Source organism: uncultured Kluyvera sp., assembly GCF_902485085.1.
GTDB classification, from domain to species: domain Bacteria; phylum Pseudomonadota; class Gammaproteobacteria; order Enterobacterales; family Enterobacteriaceae; genus Kluyvera; species Kluyvera ascorbata.
In genome coordinates, this window is the sequence record NZ_CABTJS010000106.1 from 1 (window position 1) to 16,416 (window position 16,416).

At 53.8% G+C, this 16,416-nt stretch carries 19 protein-coding genes; 7 read left to right on the forward strand and 12 right to left on the reverse strand.

Features of this window, described 5'->3' with window-relative positions:
- Positions 1 to 305 (reverse strand): hypothetical protein (locus RDN66_RS12830; protein ID WP_308537899.1); only part of this gene is annotated, 305 nt, incomplete at its 3' end.
- Between RDN66_RS12830 and RDN66_RS12835 the strand changes: the two genes are divergently transcribed.
- The 3 genes from RDN66_RS12835 (at position 286) to ymdB (ending at position 1,926) form a co-directional block, all read left to right on the forward strand.
- Positions 286 to 672, forward strand: a complete 387-nt coding sequence (locus RDN66_RS12835; protein WP_202216016.1) for a hypothetical protein — start codon at positions 286 to 288, stop codon at positions 670 to 672. The two genes, RDN66_RS12830 and RDN66_RS12835, sit on opposite strands and share 20 nt — an antisense overlap.
- 316 nt (positions 673 to 988) lie before the next feature.
- Complete coding sequence (locus RDN66_RS12840; protein WP_147281549.1) at positions 989 to 1,297, forward strand: type 1 fimbrial protein; 309 nt, start codon at positions 989 to 991, stop codon at positions 1,295 to 1,297.
- Positions 1,298 to 1,368: 71 nt separating this feature from the next.
- A complete protein-coding gene (ymdB, locus tag RDN66_RS12845; RefSeq protein WP_202216015.1) occupies positions 1,369 to 1,926 on the forward strand; it encodes an O-acetyl-ADP-ribose deacetylase in 558 nt (185 codons plus the stop codon).
- Here ymdB and mdoC read toward each other — a convergent pair.
- Positions 1,923 to 3,083 (reverse strand): glucans biosynthesis protein MdoC, encoded by a 1,161-nt coding sequence (mdoC, locus tag RDN66_RS12850; RefSeq protein WP_308537900.1) that lies wholly within the window; start codon positions 3,081 to 3,083, stop codon positions 1,923 to 1,925. The genes ymdB and mdoC overlap by 4 nt on opposite strands.
- Before the next feature lie 254 nt (positions 3,084 to 3,337).
- Here mdoC and mdoG point away from each other — a divergent pair, with 254 nt between their 5' ends.
- From mdoG to RDN66_RS12865, 3 genes are all read left to right on the forward strand, one after another.
- Positions 3,338 to 4,891 (forward strand): glucans biosynthesis protein MdoG, encoded by a 1,554-nt coding sequence (gene mdoG / locus RDN66_RS12855; RefSeq protein ID WP_202216013.1) that lies wholly within the window; start codon positions 3,338 to 3,340, stop codon positions 4,889 to 4,891.
- Positions 4,884 to 7,412, forward strand: coding sequence for a glucans biosynthesis glucosyltransferase MdoH (mdoH, locus tag RDN66_RS12860; RefSeq protein ID WP_035897064.1), 2,529 nt, complete (start codon positions 4,884 to 4,886; stop codon positions 7,410 to 7,412). Before mdoG ends, mdoH begins: the two co-directional genes overlap by 8 nt.
- Positions 7,413 to 7,580: 168 nt before the next feature.
- On the forward strand, positions 7,581 to 7,808 hold the full coding sequence (locus RDN66_RS12865) for a YceK/YidQ family lipoprotein (protein WP_035897071.1): 228 nt from the start codon (positions 7,581 to 7,583) through the stop codon (positions 7,806 to 7,808).
- Here RDN66_RS12865 and RDN66_RS12870 read toward each other — a convergent pair whose 3' ends face one another.
- The 3 genes from RDN66_RS12870 to RDN66_RS12880 form a co-directional block, all read right to left on the reverse strand.
- On the reverse strand, positions 7,809 to 8,183 hold the full coding sequence (locus RDN66_RS12870) for a MysB family protein (RefSeq protein WP_123651242.1): 375 nt from the start codon (positions 8,181 to 8,183) through the stop codon (positions 7,809 to 7,811). It lies immediately after the preceding gene.
- Positions 8,184 to 8,288: 105 nt separating this feature from the next.
- Positions 8,289 to 9,506 (reverse strand): multidrug efflux MFS transporter MdtG, encoded by a 1,218-nt coding sequence (gene mdtG / locus RDN66_RS12875; protein WP_035896899.1) that lies wholly within the window; start codon positions 9,504 to 9,506, stop codon positions 8,289 to 8,291.
- A gap of 142 nt (positions 9,507 to 9,648) precedes the next feature.
- Positions 9,649 to 10,569, reverse strand: coding sequence for a Kdo(2)-lipid IV(A) acyltransferase (locus RDN66_RS12880; protein WP_202216012.1), 921 nt, complete (start codon positions 10,567 to 10,569; stop codon positions 9,649 to 9,651).
- Positions 10,570 to 10,791: 222 nt separating this feature from the next.
- Between RDN66_RS12880 and RDN66_RS12885 the strand changes: the two genes are divergently transcribed.
- A complete protein-coding gene (locus tag RDN66_RS12885) occupies positions 10,792 to 11,853 on the forward strand; it encodes a rhodanese-related sulfurtransferase (RefSeq protein WP_202216011.1) in 1,062 nt (353 codons plus the stop codon).
- On the opposite strand, the gene RDN66_RS12890 is transcribed toward RDN66_RS12885, so the two are convergent.
- The 7 genes from RDN66_RS12890 to tatA all read right to left on the reverse strand — a co-directional run bounded on the left by RDN66_RS12890 (position 11,850) and on the right by tatA (position 16,372).
- Complete coding sequence (locus tag RDN66_RS12890; RefSeq protein WP_072011447.1) at positions 11,850 to 11,963, reverse strand: DUF2770 family protein; 114 nt, start codon at positions 11,961 to 11,963, stop codon at positions 11,850 to 11,852. The two genes, RDN66_RS12885 and RDN66_RS12890, sit on opposite strands and share 4 nt — an antisense overlap.
- An 86-nt stretch (positions 11,964 to 12,049) precedes the next feature.
- On the reverse strand, positions 12,050 to 13,168 hold the full coding sequence (solA, locus tag RDN66_RS12895) for an N-methyl-L-tryptophan oxidase (protein WP_202216010.1): 1,119 nt from the start codon (positions 13,166 to 13,168) through the stop codon (positions 12,050 to 12,052).
- Between the two features lie 136 nt (positions 13,169 to 13,304).
- A complete protein-coding gene (gene bssS, locus RDN66_RS12900) occupies positions 13,305 to 13,559 on the reverse strand; it encodes a biofilm formation regulator BssS (protein WP_035896892.1) in 255 nt (84 codons plus the stop codon).
- 281 nt (positions 13,560 to 13,840) lie between these two features.
- Entirely contained in the window at positions 13,841 to 14,086 is a 246-nt protein-coding gene (dinI, locus tag RDN66_RS12905) for a DNA damage-inducible protein I (protein WP_035896890.1), read from the reverse strand.
- A 71-nt stretch (positions 14,087 to 14,157) separates the two neighbouring features.
- Positions 14,158 to 15,204 (reverse strand): dihydroorotase, encoded by a 1,047-nt coding sequence (gene pyrC / locus RDN66_RS12910; RefSeq protein WP_202216009.1) that lies wholly within the window; start codon positions 15,202 to 15,204, stop codon positions 14,158 to 14,160.
- Positions 15,205 to 15,376: 172 nt separating this feature from the next.
- Positions 15,377 to 15,937 carry a lipoprotein gene (locus RDN66_RS12915; protein WP_035896888.1) on the reverse strand — a complete coding sequence of 187 codons (561 nt, stop codon included), beginning with the start codon at positions 15,935 to 15,937 and terminating at the stop codon, positions 15,377 to 15,379.
- A 207-nt stretch (positions 15,938 to 16,144) separates the two neighbouring features.
- Positions 16,145 to 16,372, reverse strand: a complete 228-nt coding sequence (gene tatA / locus RDN66_RS12920; protein ID WP_202216008.1) for a Sec-independent protein translocase subunit TatA — start codon at positions 16,370 to 16,372, stop codon at positions 16,145 to 16,147.
- Positions 16,373 to 16,416 lie beyond the last annotated feature (44 nt).

Consider the following 16,416-nt stretch of genomic DNA (forward strand, 5'->3'; position numbering starts at 1 on the left):
ACGGTGGCTTGGGTGGCGGCAGTGGCGGTAATCATGGCGGCGGCATAGGTGGTGGCCAAGGTCACGGCGGTCAGGGTGGCGGCAGTGGCGGTAATCATGGCGGCGGCATAGGTGGTGGCCAAGGTCACGGCGGTCAGGGTGGCGGCAGTGGCGGTAATCATGGTGGCGGCATAGGTGGCGGTCAAGGTCACGGCGGCCAGGGCGGCGGCAGTGGCGGTCACCATGGCGGCGGTATGGGTGGAGATCATGATCACGGTGGCCAGGGCGGTCACGATGGTAACGGTGGTGGCTACGGCAGTGGTCATGGTCACGGTGGGCATGGTGGCCACGGCGGTGGCACAGGCGGCGGTAACGGTGGTGGCACAGGCGGCGGTAACGGTGGTGGCACAGACGGCGGTAACGGTGGTGGTACTGGCGGCGGTAACGGTGGTGGCACAGACGGCGGTAACGGTGGTGGTACTGGCGGCGGTAACGGTGGTGGTACTGGCGGCGGTAACGGTGGTGGTACTGGCGGCGGTAACGGTGGTGGTACAGGCGGCGGTAACGGTGGTGGCACAGGCGGCGGTAACGGTGGTGGTACTGGCGGCGGTAACGGTGGTAGCACAGGCAGCGGTAACGGTGGTAACAGCGGAGGCAATGGTAATACAACCAGCATTAATTTTGGTTCTTTGAACAGTGATTCGTCGAGCTTTGTGAATGCAGGCAGTGCAAATCTGTGCAATCAGCCGGGGGCTGCGGGTTGTAACTTCCGTTAGTCATCATTATTTCTGGGCCGTAACCATAAAGGTTACGGCCTTTTTTACGATAAAAAGAGGAGTGATGATCGGGTATGCGGCTCATAACCATACAAATAATCTATGAGAAAAATACTTGAAATCAAAGACTAAGCACACTAATGTAAATGTAATGTTTACAAAATGTGTATTCACCACGAATTTCAGATCAGGAAGGGTAGATTCACGGACGATCTTGAATGAGGGGCGTTACCATGAAAACATTTCTTCACTCTTTTACCGTACCTCTCTCCCTGCTGATTCTTAGCAGTACGCCATCATTGGCTGCCTCGGACGGGATCATTCATTTCCGCGGACAAATTGTTGAGACTCCTTGCGACTACCAGTCTAGCTCTCAGCGCATAAACGTGAGCTGCTACGAAAATGGAAAATACAAAGTACAAACCACTAATGTTAGTGATTTGTTGCAAGGGGGTAAGTTAACCAATGCAAAAGCGACCGCAAGCATGAGGTGGGTCGACCCTGAAAAAAAACTTGCGATATTAACTGTGGTCTATGAATAGACTGAAACGAAGTTGCGGTCGGCGTTGTCTATGGTAGACAATATTTCTGTCTTAGTTAGAGGATAGTGAGCATGACCGTACGAATTCAGGTGCTGCAGGGGGATATTACCCACCTTGAGGTGGATGTTATCGTCAATGCAGCCAATCCTTCATTGATGGGCGGTGGTGGTGTTGATGGTGCGATTCACCGTGCCGCTGGCCCCTCGCTGCAGGAAGCCTGTGCCGTTGTCCGCCAGCAGCAGGGAACCTGTCCGCCCGGACATGCGGTGATTACGCACGCGGGTAACCTGAAGGCAAAGGCGGTCATCCATACTGTCGGACCTGTCTGGCAGGGTGGGGGAGAGAATGAAGCGTCTTTGTTGCAGGAAGCATACCGTAATAGTCTGCAGCTAGCGTTGGATAATGGCTATCACAGCCTTGCTTTCCCGGCTATCTCAACGGGAGCCTATGGTTATCCGCCGAAAGACGCTGCCGAAATTGCGGTGAGCACGGTAGCGGCCTTTCTTACCCGTCGTAGCCTGCCGGAGGTGGTTTATTTCGTCTGTTTTGATGATGAGACCACGCAGCTGTATCAGCAGTTGCTCAGCCAGACCCATATTCCGGGTCTGGCAAACGATGCCAATACTTAATGGCTAGCGATCTGCGCTTTTGAGGGCTTTTGCTGCGGCTTACCGGAAAAGAGGAAACGCAGCACAGGAATACGCAGGTGAATCTCATAAAGGATTAACGCGCAGCCAACCACAAAAATCAGACCGGTCAAGAAGCCCAGGGTATTCGAACTGATGGCCGGCATGATCCAGGCGCCAAAGAACAGCGTCAGCGGGTGGTGTACCAGGTAGATAAATAAAGAAGCGTTGACGAAATAGGTCACCCGTGCGGACTGGAAGTTCAGCATGCGGTGGCCAAATGAGAACACCACGTTCACCATCCATACCCCAAGTACCATCGTAATCACATATTCCGTTTCATACATCCATGCTTCACCTGAGCCAAAATGCTGATTCAGGCGGTAAGCAATGAAACCAAACAAAGCGGCCACAATGCACCACGGTGAAGGGGTGGTAAACAGCGTTTTCAGCTTGGGATGGATAAACGCCAGCGCACCAAGAATAAAGAAGGGAACGTAGAACAGCGTCTGCATCACGACAAAGTTAAACAACCCATCGCTAAGTATTGGCGGGTAAAGCAGGAAAAGCGTTCGGCGAATGGCGGCATAAACGATCCCCAACGCTAAAAACATCAACGTGAGTTTTGCCATCGACATATTGTCGAACATATCGGCTCTTCTACGCATCTGACGGCGGCGCATCAGGCGAAACGCCAGAATGCCAAGCGTGGTCAATACCACCAGAACTAATAGGAACCATAGGTGCGACACCAGTTCCCACGCGAGCGTATTATATTTGTCGTAAAAAGAGAGCGTATGCCAGCTTTCCGTCTTACCCTTAACGTACTGCAGCATTAAAAACTGCGGCAACGTCAGAAGAGGGATGGCGGTAAGCATCGGAATACCGACGCGCTCCACGCGTACTTTCCACCATTTTTTCATGGGATAGCGTAAAAACAGCATATAGGAAAAGTAGCCGGAGATAACAAAGAACACCTGCATGCGAAAAGCATGAACAAAATCATTGAACAACGTCAGCCACCAGGAGGGTGAAGCGCTGTTCATATGCCAAGTGTGGCTGGAATAAAGCAGGGAGATGTGAAAGGGTATCCCCAGGAGCATCAGCCAGGCCCGAATGGAGTCGAGGAAATATTCACGCTGTGCGGGTTTGTTATTCATAGGGTTAGGTACGATTCTCGGACTAATCGCCTTACCTGATAAGACGATAAAGTTTACATTCGTTCGCAACCCTACACTAACTCTGGTTACCTGTCTCCAGGATAAGCACGCAAAGTGCAAAGCGCGGTTAACGGTTGCTTACTCCATAAGCCACTGTGCTGAACAATACGGGGATTATGTTGTCGGATTGCTTGAATTTCCAGTAAAATGGATCGGATCGATTTAAGCACACAAAGGGGGAAGTGCTTAGTTATATGAAACATACACCACAGATGATGAAACTGCGTTGGTTAGGCGCAGCCGTAATGTTGTCCCTGTGTACTTCATCTGCATGGGCATTCACTATTGATGACGTTGCAAAGCAGGCAAAATCGCTGGCTGACAAGAGCTATGAAGCGCCAAAAAGCAACCTGCCTTCCGTCTTCCGCGATATGAAATATGCGGACTACCAGCAAATCCAGTTCAACCACGATAAGGCATACTGGAACAATATAAAGACCCCATTTAAGCTCGAGTTCTACCATCAGGGTATGTACTTCGACACGCCGGTGACCATTAATGAAGTCACGGCAACTTCCGTGCGCAAAATTAAGTACAGCCCGGACTACTTCACGTTTGGCGACGTTCAGCACGACAAAGACACCGTGAAGGATTTAGGCTTCGCCGGTTTTAAAGTGCTTTACCCGCTGAACAGCAAAGACAAAAATGATGAAATCGTCAGCATGCTGGGTGCGAGCTATTTCCGCGTTCTGGGTCAGGGCCAGGTTTATGGTCTCTCTGCGCGCGGTCTGGCGATTGATACCGCATTGCCGTCAGGTGAAGAATTCCCTCGCTTCCGTGAATACTGGATTGAACGTCCAAAAGCCACCGATAAGCGTCTGACTATCTATGCGCTGCTGGATTCTCCGCGTGCGACCGGGGCATACCGTTTCGTAATTATGCCTGGCCGCGACACCGTGGTTGACGTTCAGACCAAAATTTACCTGCGCGATAAAGTGGGTAAACTGGGCGTTGCGCCATTGACCAGCATGTTCCTGTTCGGGCCAAACCAGCCTTCTGCGACGACCAACTATCGCCCGGAACTGCATGACTCCAACGGTCTTTCTATTCATGCCGGTAACGATGAATGGATCTGGCGTCCGCTGAACAATCCAAAACATCTGGCCGTTAGCAGCTTTGCCACCGAAAACCCGCAGGGCTTTGGTCTGTTGCAGCGTGGCCGTCAGTTCTCTCGCTTCGAAGATCTGGATGACCGCTACGACCTGCGTCCAAGCGCCTGGATCACGCCAAAAGGCGATTGGGGCAAAGGTACCGTTGAGCTGGTTGAAATTCCAACCAACGACGAAACCAACGATAACATCGTCGCTTACTGGACGCCGGACAAGCTGCCGGATGCTGGTAAAGAGATGAACTACAAGTACACCATCACCTTTACCCGTGACGAAGAAAAACTGCACCCGACCGATAACGCGTACGTGATGCAGACTCGCCGTTCTACCGGTGATGTGAAGCAGTCCAACCTGATTCGTCAGCCGGACGGTACGCTGGCCTTCGTGGTGGATTTCACCGGCGCAGACATGCGCAAGATGCCGCAGGATACGCCGGTAACGGCGCAGACCAGCATTGGCGACAACGGTGAAATCGTCGAAAACAGCGTGCGCTACAACCCGGTCACGAAAGGCTGGCGCTTGATGCTGCGCGTGAAGGTGAAAGATCCGAAGAAAACCACTGAAATGCGCGCTGCGCTGGTCAACGCCGATCAGACGTTGAGTGAAACCTGGAGCTATCAGCTGCCTGCTAATGAATAACACAACGAAGTATATCGACGCATTGTCGCTTACGGATGCAGAAAAAGCGGCGCTCCCTAACAGCTCGCTTCGTGCCGTGCACGAAGCGCTGGACGATGAGCATCAGGCGATTGCCCGTGATGATGACACGCCGCTGGCCTCGGTCAAGGCGCGTCTTCAAGAGGGCTGGCCAGATTCTCTGGGCGGCGATCAGCTTATCAAAGACGATGAAGGGCGCACCCAGCTGCAGGCCATGCCGAAAGCTACGCGCTCCTCAATGTTCCCGGACCCATGGCGTACCAACCCGGTAGGCCGCTTCTGGGATCGTCTTCGTGGCCGTGACGTCACGCCGCGCTACCTGTCTCGTCTGACCAAAGAAGAGCAGGAGCATGAGGCAAAATGGCGTACAGTCGGTTCTCTACGCCGCTACACGCTGCTGATCCTGACGATTGCACAGACCGTGGTCGCGACCTGGTATATGAAGACCATCCTGCCTTATCAGGGCTGGGCGCTGATTAACCCGGCGGATATGGTCGGACAGAATCTGTGGGTTTCTTTTATGCAGCTGCTACCGTACCTGCTGCAAACCGGGATCCTGATTCTGTTTGCGGTGCTCTTCTGCTGGGTCTCCGCCGGCTTCTGGACCGCCTTAATGGGCTTCCTGCAGCTGCTGATTGGCCGCGATAAGTACAGTATTTCGGCCTCGACGGTGGGCGATGAGCCGCTGAATCCGGAACACCGGACGGCGCTGATCATGCCTATCTGTAACGAAGACGTGTCTCGCGTATTCGCCGGTCTGCGTGCGACCTGGGAGTCGGTGAAAGCCACCGGCCAGCAGAAGCACTTTGACGTCTACATCCTGAGCGACAGCTACAACCCGGATATCTGCGTGGCAGAACAAAAAGCCTGGATGGAGCTGATTGCCGAGGTGCAGGGCGAAGGGCAGATCTTCTACCGTCGTCGTCGTCGTCGTATGAAGCGTAAAAGCGGTAACATCGATGACTTCTGTCGTCGTTGGGGTAACCAGTACAGCTACATGGTGGTACTGGATGCCGATTCCGTGATGTCCGGCGACTGCCTGACTAACCTGGTGCGTCTGATGGAAGCGAACCCGAATGCGGGTATCATCCAGTCTTCCCCACGCGCTTCCGGGATGGACACGCTGTATGCACGCTGCCAGCAGTTTGCAACGCGCGTTTACGGGCCGCTCTTTACCGCGGGGCTGCACTTCTGGCAGTTGGGTGAATCCCACTACTGGGGTCACAACGCCATTATTCGCGTGAAGCCATTTATTGAGCACTGTGCGCTGGCACCGTTGCCGGGCGAAGGTAACTTTGCCGGTTCAATTCTGTCGCATGACTTCGTCGAAGCCGCGCTGATGCGTCGTGCAGGGTGGGGCGTCTGGATTGCCTACGACCTGCCGGGCTCTTATGAAGAATTGCCGCCGAACCTGCTTGATGAACTCAAACGTGACCGTCGCTGGTGTCAGGGTAACCTGATGAACTTCCGCCTGTTCCTGGTGAAAGGGATGCACCCCGTTCACCGTGCGGTGTTCCTGACCGGTGTCATGTCCTACCTTTCTGCGCCGCTGTGGTTTATGTTCCTGGCCCTGTCGACCGCGCTGCAGGTGGTGCATGCGCTGACCGAGCCACAGTACTTCCTGCAGCCGCGTCAGCTATTCCCGGTCTGGCCGCAGTGGCGTCCTGAACTGGCGATCGCGCTCTTTGCCTCGACCATGGTGCTGCTGTTCCTGCCGAAGCTGTTGAGCATTATTCTGGTGTGGTGCAAAGGGTCGAAAGAGTACGGCGGGTTCGTTCGCGTAACGCTCTCACTGCTGCTTGAAGTGCTGTTCTCCGTTCTTCTGGCACCGGTTCGTATGCTGTTCCATACCGTATTTGTGGTCAGCGCGTTCCTGGGTTGGGAAGTGGTCTGGAACTCGCCACAGCGTGACGATGACTCCACGCCATGGGGCGAAGCCTTTATGCGTCACGGTTCTCAGCTGCTGCTGGGTCTGGTATGGGCGGTCGGTATGGCATGGCTGGACCTGCGCTTCCTGTTCTGGCTGGCGCCGATCGTCTTCTCGCTGATCCTGTCGCCGTTCGTTTCAGTGATCTCCAGCCGTTCTACTATCGGTCTGCGTACTAAACGTTGGAAGCTGTTCCTGATCCCGGAAGAGTACAACACGCCGAAGGTGCTGGCCGATACCGAAGCGTATCTGGAACAGAACCGCGCTCGCGTGCTGGATGATGGCTTTATGCATGCGGTGTTTAACCCGTCGCTGAATGCCCTGGCAACGGCAATGGCTACCGCACGTCACCGTGCAAGCCATGTGTTGGAAATTGCCCGCGATCGTCACGTCGAGCAGGCGCTGAATGAAACGCCGGATAAGCTGAATCGCGATCGACGTCTGGTGCTGCTGAGCGACCCAGTCACGCTGTCGCGTCTGCACTATCGCGTATGGGCTGCGCCGGAGAAATACTCTTCGTGGGTGGCCGAGTACGATAAGCTGAAGCTGAATCCGATGGTGTTAAACGCCAAATAGTGCGGTGCTTCCCCGGCGGCGCTTCGCTTGGCCGGGCTACATGACCTGTAGCCCGGACGAGGTGCGAAACACCGACTCCGGGGAGGGCTCCAAGCAAATATTTGCCGTAAGGAAATACCGGCCATCAAGCCGGTATTTTTTTGTCTGTTTAATGAGGTAAACGACGTGATAAGAATGATACTGGTGGCCGCCATGGCGATAATGCTCACCGGATGCGGCAGCATTATCAGCCGGACGATCCCGGGCCAGGGCCACGGGAATCAGTACTATCCGGGCGTTAAGTGGGATCTGCGTGATTCAGCCTGGCGCTATGTCACCATTTTGGATCTGCCTTTCTCGCTGGTTTTCGACACCTTGCTGCTGCCGATTGATGCGAATCATGGCCCGTATGAGTGATTAACGCTCGTCCCACTCATCTGCGGCGGCCTGGCCCTCTTCGGTATCCTGCGAGGGCTCAAGCTGATATTCGCCTTCATCCCATTCGTGCAGCGTATTTTCTTCCAGCCACTCCTGACGCAGCTCTATCTCGTCAAAATCACCATCAAACACGCTTTGTGCTGCCTCACCGCTGAGCATCGGCACGCACTCGCCTGCTTCATCCTCTTCGGCGAAGAACTCGGCCTGCCACATGATGTCACCATCCTGTAGAACGTACTTTTGCATATTGAACTGCTCTACGTCCGCTTCACCTTCCTCAAGTCCGGGGTTATCGGCAAGGAACGTTTCACGTGCCGCATCAATAGCTTCTTCGAGCGTGGCGTATAAAGTCATCTCAACTCCCTGCAATGTGACGAGGTATTCAGGGAAATAATAGCTGAACTTTTGAGTTGTACACGCCCGGTGGTTTGATTTTACGCAAACCGCCGGGCGTTGTATTTAAGGACGGGAAGGTTCTGGGCTACGGCGCAGGCTAAAACCGGTATAAATCGCGTTGAACAAGACTACGGCGGCGGTCACGCAGAAGACGGCGCGGAAACCGTAGTTGGCCGATACAGCCGCACCGATAAGCGGCCCGGTGACGTTGCCAATATCGCGGAACGACTGGTTATAGCTAAAGATACGACCGGCAATCTGGTTGCTGGAGTTATACACCAGCAGCGTCTGCACTGCGGGCAGCAGCGCACCGTCGGCGGCGCCGAGCAGGAAGCGCAGGATACCGAGCTGTAGTGGGTTCTGCACAAATGACATTGGGATCAGCAGCAGTACGGAGACAACCAGCGCCACGATGAGGATCTTCTCCGGGCCAATACGGTCACCGAGCTTCCCCAAACGCGGCGCACAAATTAGCGCCGCCACGCCGGGTACCGACGCTATCATGCCGCTGATGAACGCAATGTTGCTAATGTTGCCCGCGAGATCGCGCACATAGAGCGTCAGAATAGGGGCGATAGAACCGGTCGCCACCTGGATTATCAGCGTGGTCACGAACAGACTCAGCACCAGCTCGCGGTTTTTCAGCGAGCCAAAGACCTCTTTGACGTGCAACATCTCTTTTTTCGATACCGGGGTGAACTGCTCGCGAATGAAAAACAGCGTCATGACGAAGCAGACAAACAGTACCGCGGCGGTCATAAAGAAGACCGGGCGTAGGCCGTAGTTATCGGCAAGGAAACCGCCGGCCAGCGGCCCCAGCAGCGCGCCGCTGACTGCACCCGTTGAAAGCGTACCGAGCGCCCAGCCGCTCTTATGGCGCGGTATCTGCGTGGCGATAAGCGCGTTAGCATTCGGAATAAAACCGCCGAGTAGCCCCAGCAGCGCACGGAGGATCAGGAACTGCCAGATATTTTGCGCGAGCCCCATTAACAACATCACGATGGACATGCCCAGCGCCGAGCGTAGCAGCATTATCTTACGCCCTTTGCGGTCGGCCAGGCCGCCCCACAGCGGTGACGCGATAGCGGAGAACAGGAAGGTAATACTAAAGACCAGACCGGACCACATATTCAGCGAGCTATGGCCGGTAACGCCGAGCGCTTCAACGTATAGCGGCAGGAAAGGCATAACCAGGCTGAACGCGGCACCGGTTAAAAAACAGCCGAGCCAGACGACAGCGAGATTCCGCTTCCAGTTAATGGGGGCATCTGAGGGTTGCATATGGTTCCGCAGGCGAAACGTCGCCAAAAGAGAATGTATTTATAAGCCTGCTAATTATGCTCCTGTGTTTATATCACTGCAATGTGGGCAGCTTTTAAAGCTAAAACAAAAACGCACAGCCGGGGCTGTGCGTTAACGTTCGCTAGTAGAGCGATGGTGCGCCTTCCGGCCGCGTCTTGAAGCGCCGGTGCAGCCACATATACTGCTCTGGCGCCATCATGATGCATTTCTCAACGATGGTGTTCATCCATGCCGCGGTTGTCTCGGCATCGTCCAGCGGTGGGTTGCATTCGGGCTCAAGGATAATCAGCTCGTAGCCTTTACCGTCCGGCTTCCGACGGGGGACGAAAGGAACCACACACGCTTTTGACGTTTTTGCCAGCATCCAGGTGCCAGAGGTGGTTGCGGCATCTTTGACGGCGAACAGCGGGGCGAAGACGCTGGCGCGCGGGCCGTAATCGTGATCCGGGGCGTACCAGATAATTTCACCGTTCTTCAGTGCCCTGATCATGCCTTTCAGGTCTTTGCGGTCAATCATATCTTTGTTCGAGCGCATGCGACCCCAGGTTTGAAGCAGGTCGATCACCGGGTTATCGTTTGGACGATAAACCCCGATCCCTGGGTTATGGATGCCGAACATGCGAGCCCCCATTTCCAGCGTCAGAAAGTGAATTCCGATCAGTAAAACACCGCGACCCGCGTCCTGTACGGCGCGAATATGCTCAAGACCGCTCGCATCCATCCAGCGGTTGACGCGTTTGGTTGGCCAGAACCAGGCTATCCCCGTTTCCATCACGCCCATGCCGACGGACTCAAAATTCTTGACCACCATCTCATGACGTTCCGCTTCACTCTTGTGTGGGAAGCACAGCTCAAGATTGCGATACGCAATTTGGGCACGACGTCTCATTAGACGCATCGCCAGGCGGCCAATGGCATTACCGAGGCGATAGATAACCGGATAGGGGAGCTGAACGACCAGCCAGAGTACGCCAATACCTAGCCAGGATGGCCAGTAGCGAGGATGTAGCAACGAGGCAGTAAATTTGGGTAACTGGGTCATGTCATTCCTGTTATTACAAGCAACTGTTTCTATTGTCGCACTTTTTTTCCGACAACCAAAACGGCTGCGTCACGACTGGAGAGTATTCATTCAACTTTTTGCAGCAAATCAGTAATCGTGATGAGAATGTAGCGCAAAATGTGGGGATGTAAATTAACGATGATTGCTATATCATGCGCCCCGATTATTACTCACCATTCAATTTTGCAGGAAAAGAACACCATGCCAGTGTTACATAACCGCATTTCGAATGAGACGCTGAAAGCGAAGATGCTGGCAGAAACCGAGCCACGCACCACTATCTCATTCTATAAGTACTTCACCATTGTTGATCCAAAAGCCACGCGTGACGCGCTCTACGTTGCGCTCTCTGCGCTTGATGTCTTTGGTCGAATCTATCTCGCGCGCGAAGGTATTAACGCGCAGATTAGCGTGCCGGAGAGCCGCGTCGAGAAGCTGCGCGAGTGCCTGAATAATTTTGATCCTGCGTTGAAAGGGCTGCGTCTGAACATTGCTCTGGATGATGATGGGAAATCATTCTGGGTGCTGCGCATGAAGGTTCGTGAGCGCATTGTGGCTGATGGTATTGAGGACCCGACGTTTGATGCCAGCAACGTGGGTGACTACCTGAAGGCGGCGGAAGTGAACGCCATGCTCGACGACCCTGATGCGGTGTTTATCGATATGCGTAATCACTATGAATACGAAGTGGGGCATTTCGAACAGGCGATGGAAATCCCGGCGGATACCTTCCGCGAGCAGCTGCCGAAAGCGGTTGAGATGATGCAGGAGCATAAAGACAAGAAAATTGTCATGTACTGCACCGGTGGTATTCGTTGTGAAAAAGCCAGCGCGTGGATGAAACATAATGGCTTTAATCAGGTCTGGCATATCGAAGGCGGCATCATTGAGTACGCCCGCCGCGCTCGTGAGCAGGGTTTACCGGTACGTTTTGTCGGTAAAAACTTTGTTTTTGACGAGCGTATGGGCGAGCGTATTTCAGACGACATCATTGCCCATTGCCACCAGTGCGGTACCCCGTGCGATAGTCATACCAACTGCCTGAACGACGGCTGCCATCTGCTGTTTATCCAGTGTCCTGCCTGTGCCGAGAAGTTCGAAGGCTGCTGTAGCGTAGCCTGTCAGGAAGAGCATAAACTGCCAGAAGAAGAGCAGCGTCTGCGTCGTGCCGGGCGTGAGAATGGCAATAAGATTTTTAACAAGTCGCGCGGTCGCCTGAATACGCGTTTGGGTATCCCGGACCCGCAAACTGAGAACGATTAGTTGAAGTAGAGCCAGGCGATGTCGAGAAGAGCCAGCAGCAGCCAGAGCGCCAGATACAGCATCAGGTGTTCGCGGATGTTGTTGAGCAGAAAGTAGAACAGACGACGCATAGCATTCTCGATGTAACGGCCCCGAATTTTCGGGGCCGTTTTATTTTGTCGGCCGGATAAGCAAAGCGCATCCGGCACCATGAGGCTCAGCCGTTAAAGCGGGACAGCGCAAACGGTGATAAATCATATTCTGGCGTTTTCTGCTGCGCGAACTGCGCGGCAATTTCCCCTAGCACGGTGGCAAACTTAAAGCCGTGACCGCTCAGGCCGCCGATAAACAGCACGTCCGGCTGGCCGGGCAGGGTGTCGATAATAAAATCTTCATCCGGCGTGTTGTCATAGGTGCAGGCTGCACCGTACAGGCAGCCGCCAATGCCAGGTAGGATCTGGCGCAGGAAGCTGAAGGCTTCAGAACCGTCGGTTGCCACGGTGCCAAACGCTTTGCGTTCTTCCGGACTATTGATGACCTGACCGCCGTTATGCTTGCCAATTTTCAGCTCATTCTCCACCGCCGGGAAACCGTAGAACTGGTCGCCGTTCGGCAGCTCACCGGTAAAGGCAGGGAAGTTATTTTTGCGGCTATAGCGACCATCGGCCTGGAACCAGGCAAAGACCTTACGCACAGGTTGGATGGGCAGTTCAGGATAGAGCTGCTTAACCCAGGTTCCCGCCGTCAGCAGCAGTTTTTTGCCGCGCCAGCTTCCTTCGGAGGTTTCAATGGCGACGCCGTCGCCATCGTTACGAATGGCGGTGACCGGGCAGTTGAACAGCTGCGCGCAGCCTGCGTCTTTTGCCATTGCAATCAGCGTCTTCACCGCAAGTTCACTTTTCAGCACACCGGAACCCGGCTCAAAGATGGCTTTGTAGTCATTCGGCACGCGAATTTCTGGCCAGCGGGCCATGACCGCCCCGGCATCCAGGTGTTCAACCGCCAGGCCGAACTGCTCGGCACTGTTGGCGACGGTGTTCAGGAAGGTGGAGTCTACTGGGCCAAGGTTGACGACGCCGCTTTGTTCAAACAGCGCTTCGCCGCTGGTGGCGGCCAGTTCGTCCCACAGCGCCTGCGCGCGAAGGACCAGCGGTACGTATTTCTCGCCTTCACCGTAGGCGTGGCGCATCAGGCGGGTATCGCCGTGATGGCTCCCCTGCTGATGAGGGGGCATATGGGCATCGGTCATCAGCACATTTAAACCCGCTTTACGGGCGTAATAACCGGCCGCCGCGCCGACGGAGCCGCTGCCAATAATAATAAGATCGTATTCCATAGTCATTCCCGACACGATGAAAAGCGTAAAGCCAGAGTCTGGTAGAGTAATTAACCCACTGTTGTTATACAAGGGTGAAAATAATTAAGGCACCCGTAGGTGCCTGTTGGTCGTTAATACGACGAAAGTATCAGCATTAATGCCTGCGATACTCATTGACCTGGTAATCGCCAGACTCAATCTTGGCAATCCCGGCTTCCAGTATGGAAATAAACTGACGTGCGACATCGGTGGTTAGCCACAGGGTCTGGCCAACTTCAGCTTCTTTATTGCTCGATTGATTGGGGTCTTGGTAGTGCAGGCGCAGCATCATGGCATCGTAGCTATCAACGGTGCTGATGTCCCATCCGACGAGGGGATGGGTCTGGATGACTTCATTATTCTTTTCCATCATAACCCCTTCTTCATGTGTTAAAAGGCAACAACTCTCGAGGTTTAATGCAATTTTTTGTGAAGCTTTATCAGTATACAACAATTCAATAAATACTCGAGAATTGAAATCAAAAGCAACATAAATTCCTGAATAGACCGGCTGTTCGCACAATAAACAACCATATTGTTCATTGTTTTTGCAGCTAATCTAAAAGATGGGGATAAATGTGAAAATAACAAGCAGAAAAGAACGAAAAAAAGCCGGGGCGACCCGGCAAAAACACAATGAGGGAGCAAATATTAATCGGTGATGAACCAGTCGTCCGCGCTCTCCCAGGTTTCCTGGAGGATCTCGCTGATGCGGTCTTTATCTTCTTTGATGCCGCCGATGACGGAGAGGTTGTTATTGGCCGCGTAGCGCACGCTGACGGTGCCTCCGCTGTCCGGGAATTGGTCGTTAATACGGCGGGAAAGTTCGCCTGCCAGCGCGTCTAGCGCCCCTGCAGGCAGTGCAGTGGTTTTTGCAACGGTAACTTCAATACGCATAATTGCCCCCTGTGTAATATACTGTATATTTATACAGTTACCTTGCGGCTTTTACAACAGGGGGCGTGAAATTATTTTTTCACCGTCCAGCGCAGCGTTTCACCGGCCAGGAACGGCACCAGCGTATCGTCGCTGAGGGCGATGGTTTCGGCAACCTGGCTTTCTTCGCGCACCAGCTCGACAACATCCTCGTTCACCGGCAGGCCGTAGAAGCGCGGGCCGTTCAGAGAACAGAAGGCTTCAAAGTGCTCCAGCGCATTCATCTCTTCGAACACGGTGGCATAGCTACCCAGCGCCGTTGGGGCATTGAAGCAGCCCGCGCAGCCGCAGCTTGCCTCTTTGCGATGGCGGGCGTGTGGCGCGGAATCGGTGCCGAGGAATGCGCGGGTAAAGCCGCTGGCGACGAGTTCACGCAGCGCCTGCTGGTGGATGTTACGCTTCAGAATAGGCAGGCAGTACAGGTGAGGGCGAACGCCGCCAACCAGCATATGGTTGCGGTTGAACATCAGGTGCTGAGGGGTAATGGTGGCGGCGATCAGTTCGTTACCGTCGCGCACGTATTCCGCCGCATCTTTGGTGGTGATGTGTTCGAAGACGACTTTCAGCCCCGGCAGGCGTTGGCGCAGCGGTTCCATCACGGTGTCGATAAAACGCGCTTCACGGTCGAAGATATCAATCTCCGCGTGGGTCACTTCACCGTGTACCAGCAGCGGCATTCCCAGTTTTTCCATGCGCTCAAGCACCGGCATAATGGCATCGGTGCTGGTGACGCCGTGGCTGGAGTTGGTGGTAGCATTCGCCGGATACAGTTTTGCTGCGGTGAATACGCCTTCGTTAAAACCGCGCTCCAGCTCGTTCGGGTCGAGGGTGTCGGTTAAGTAGCAGGTCATCAGCGGCGTAAAGTTGTGCCCGGCGGGCACAGCATCAAGAATGCGCTGGCGGTAGGCGATAGCTGCATCCACAGTGGTAATTGGCGGAACCAGGTTCGGCATGATAATTGCGCGGCCATACAGTTCACTGGTATACGGGACAACCGTTTTCAGCATCTCACCATCGCGAAGATGGATATGCCAGTCGTCTGGGCGGCGAATTTTCAGAACTTGCGGTAATGCGGTCATTTGAGGCTCCGGCTGGTGGGATATCAGTCATTTTTTGCCGGGCACTAAGGATAAGCGTAAACGTTTCCCTTTGCATCCTTTTCCGTAAAATTTGTTTGTTATGGATGATAATGAAGGGAATTTGAAGTAAGCCCTCTCCCAACGAAGAGGGCTACAGGATGTATTCGGGAAATTAGTCAGTGAACGGGATAATAATTTCGCCTGGTTTAACCTCAATACCCTTAGCAAATTTCTTCGCCAGCGCTTCACCCTGGCTTGCATCTTCTTTCAGTACGTAGGCAGGTTGCTTATTGAAATAAGTGCGCAGCGACTGGTTAAGATAAGGGATTAACGTCTGTACCACAGTTTGCATTTTCTCCGGAGTGACTTTCGCATCCTGAATCTCCATCTCCTGCAGATAGATAGCGCCTTGCTCTTTGTTGAACACCGGCAGCGCTTTCAGCGTCAGCGCGATATTCGCTTTCTGGCTACCGAAAAGAGAATTCATATCCAGCTTGGCGTCGCCGCTTAGCGTCACTTTGTTCGGTTCTTCACGCCCAATGGCGCTAGAGAGGTTGCTCAGGACGATATGGGCATCGGCAACGCCGGGCACGCCAATATCCTTAGAGAAATTATTCCGCTTCTGCAAAGCCTGATTAATTTCCTGCTCGCTGACGGAATACTGCGTGAGCTGATTGCAGCCAACCACCAGGCCGCTGACGATCAGTGCGGCGATAACAAACAATTTTTTCATGAGGTTCCTCAAGGTGAAGCGTTCTGTGCATCCTGACATAAAGCAGCATACTCTGTCAGTAGGACTCTGACAGCGGAAAATACTGAAAGTGCCGTCGCTTGGGCATTCGAGAAACGGATGCTACGCGATTGAGGACATATTTCTACCGCCAGACGTTCGCCCTGTACGCAATTATGCGGCTTCACTGCCGTGAAGTTGGGATGTCCCTCAGTTATGATTTGACTTCGTCCCAGCATCTTTAATGTCATCATGTGCCTTTTTCTCATTGAGAAAATCAGCGTCGCTTTCACCGCTTTTGTCATCGTTCATGGCTTTTTTAAAGCCTTTCAGCGCCGCACCAAGATCGGCCCCCATTGAACCGAGTTTTTTCGTTCCGAAGAGCAGAACGACCAGAACCACAATGACTAATAATTTGGTGACGCTAATTTCGCCCATGATGGCACCTTAACTTAAATAGAATGAGCAGTTGCCAACGCGAT

What these genes read in the sequence shown, in the direction of transcription:
- mdoG (WP_202216013.1), top strand. Translation starts at nt 3,338, where the DNA reads ATGAAACATACACCACAGATGATGAAACTGCGTTGGTTAGGCGCAGCC.
- dinI (WP_035896890.1), bottom strand. Translation starts at nt 14,086, where the DNA reads ATGCGTATTGAAGTTACCGTTGCAAAAACCACTGCACTGCCTGCAGGG.
- tatA (WP_202216008.1), bottom strand. Translation starts at nt 16,372, where the DNA reads ATGGGCGAAATTAGCGTCACCAAATTATTAGTCATTGTGGTTCTGGTC.
- ymdB (WP_202216015.1), top strand. Translation starts at nt 1,369, where the DNA reads ATGACCGTACGAATTCAGGTGCTGCAGGGGGATATTACCCACCTTGAG.
- RDN66_RS12885 (WP_202216011.1), top strand. Translation starts at nt 10,792, where the DNA reads ATGCCAGTGTTACATAACCGCATTTCGAATGAGACGCTGAAAGCGAAG.
- pyrC (WP_202216009.1), bottom strand. Translation starts at nt 15,204, where the DNA reads ATGACCGCATTACCGCAAGTTCTGAAAATTCGCCGCCCAGACGACTGG.
- mdoH (WP_035897064.1), top strand. Translation starts at nt 4,884, where the DNA reads ATGAATAACACAACGAAGTATATCGACGCATTGTCGCTTACGGATGCA.
- mdtG (WP_035896899.1), bottom strand. Translation starts at nt 9,506, where the DNA reads ATGCAACCCTCAGATGCCCCCATTAACTGGAAGCGGAATCTCGCTGTC.
- RDN66_RS12880 (WP_202216012.1), bottom strand. Translation starts at nt 10,569, where the DNA reads ATGACCCAGTTACCCAAATTTACTGCCTCGTTGCTACATCCTCGCTAC.
- RDN66_RS12840 (WP_147281549.1), top strand. Translation starts at nt 989, where the DNA reads ATGAAAACATTTCTTCACTCTTTTACCGTACCTCTCTCCCTGCTGATT.
- RDN66_RS12890 (WP_072011447.1), bottom strand. Translation starts at nt 11,963, where the DNA reads ATGCGTCGTCTGTTCTACTTTCTGCTCAACAACATCCGCGAACACCTG.
- mdoC (WP_308537900.1), bottom strand. Translation starts at nt 3,083, where the DNA reads ATGAATAACAAACCCGCACAGCGTGAATATTTCCTCGACTCCATTCGG.
- RDN66_RS12870 (WP_123651242.1), bottom strand. Translation starts at nt 8,183, where the DNA reads ATGACTTTATACGCCACGCTCGAAGAAGCTATTGATGCGGCACGTGAA.
- bssS (WP_035896892.1), bottom strand. Translation starts at nt 13,559, where the DNA reads ATGGAAAAGAATAATGAAGTCATCCAGACCCATCCCCTCGTCGGATGG.
- solA (WP_202216010.1), bottom strand. Translation starts at nt 13,168, where the DNA reads ATGGAATACGATCTTATTATTATTGGCAGCGGCTCCGTCGGCGCGGCG.
- RDN66_RS12915 (WP_035896888.1), bottom strand. Translation starts at nt 15,937, where the DNA reads ATGAAAAAATTGTTTGTTATCGCCGCACTGATCGTCAGCGGCCTGGTG.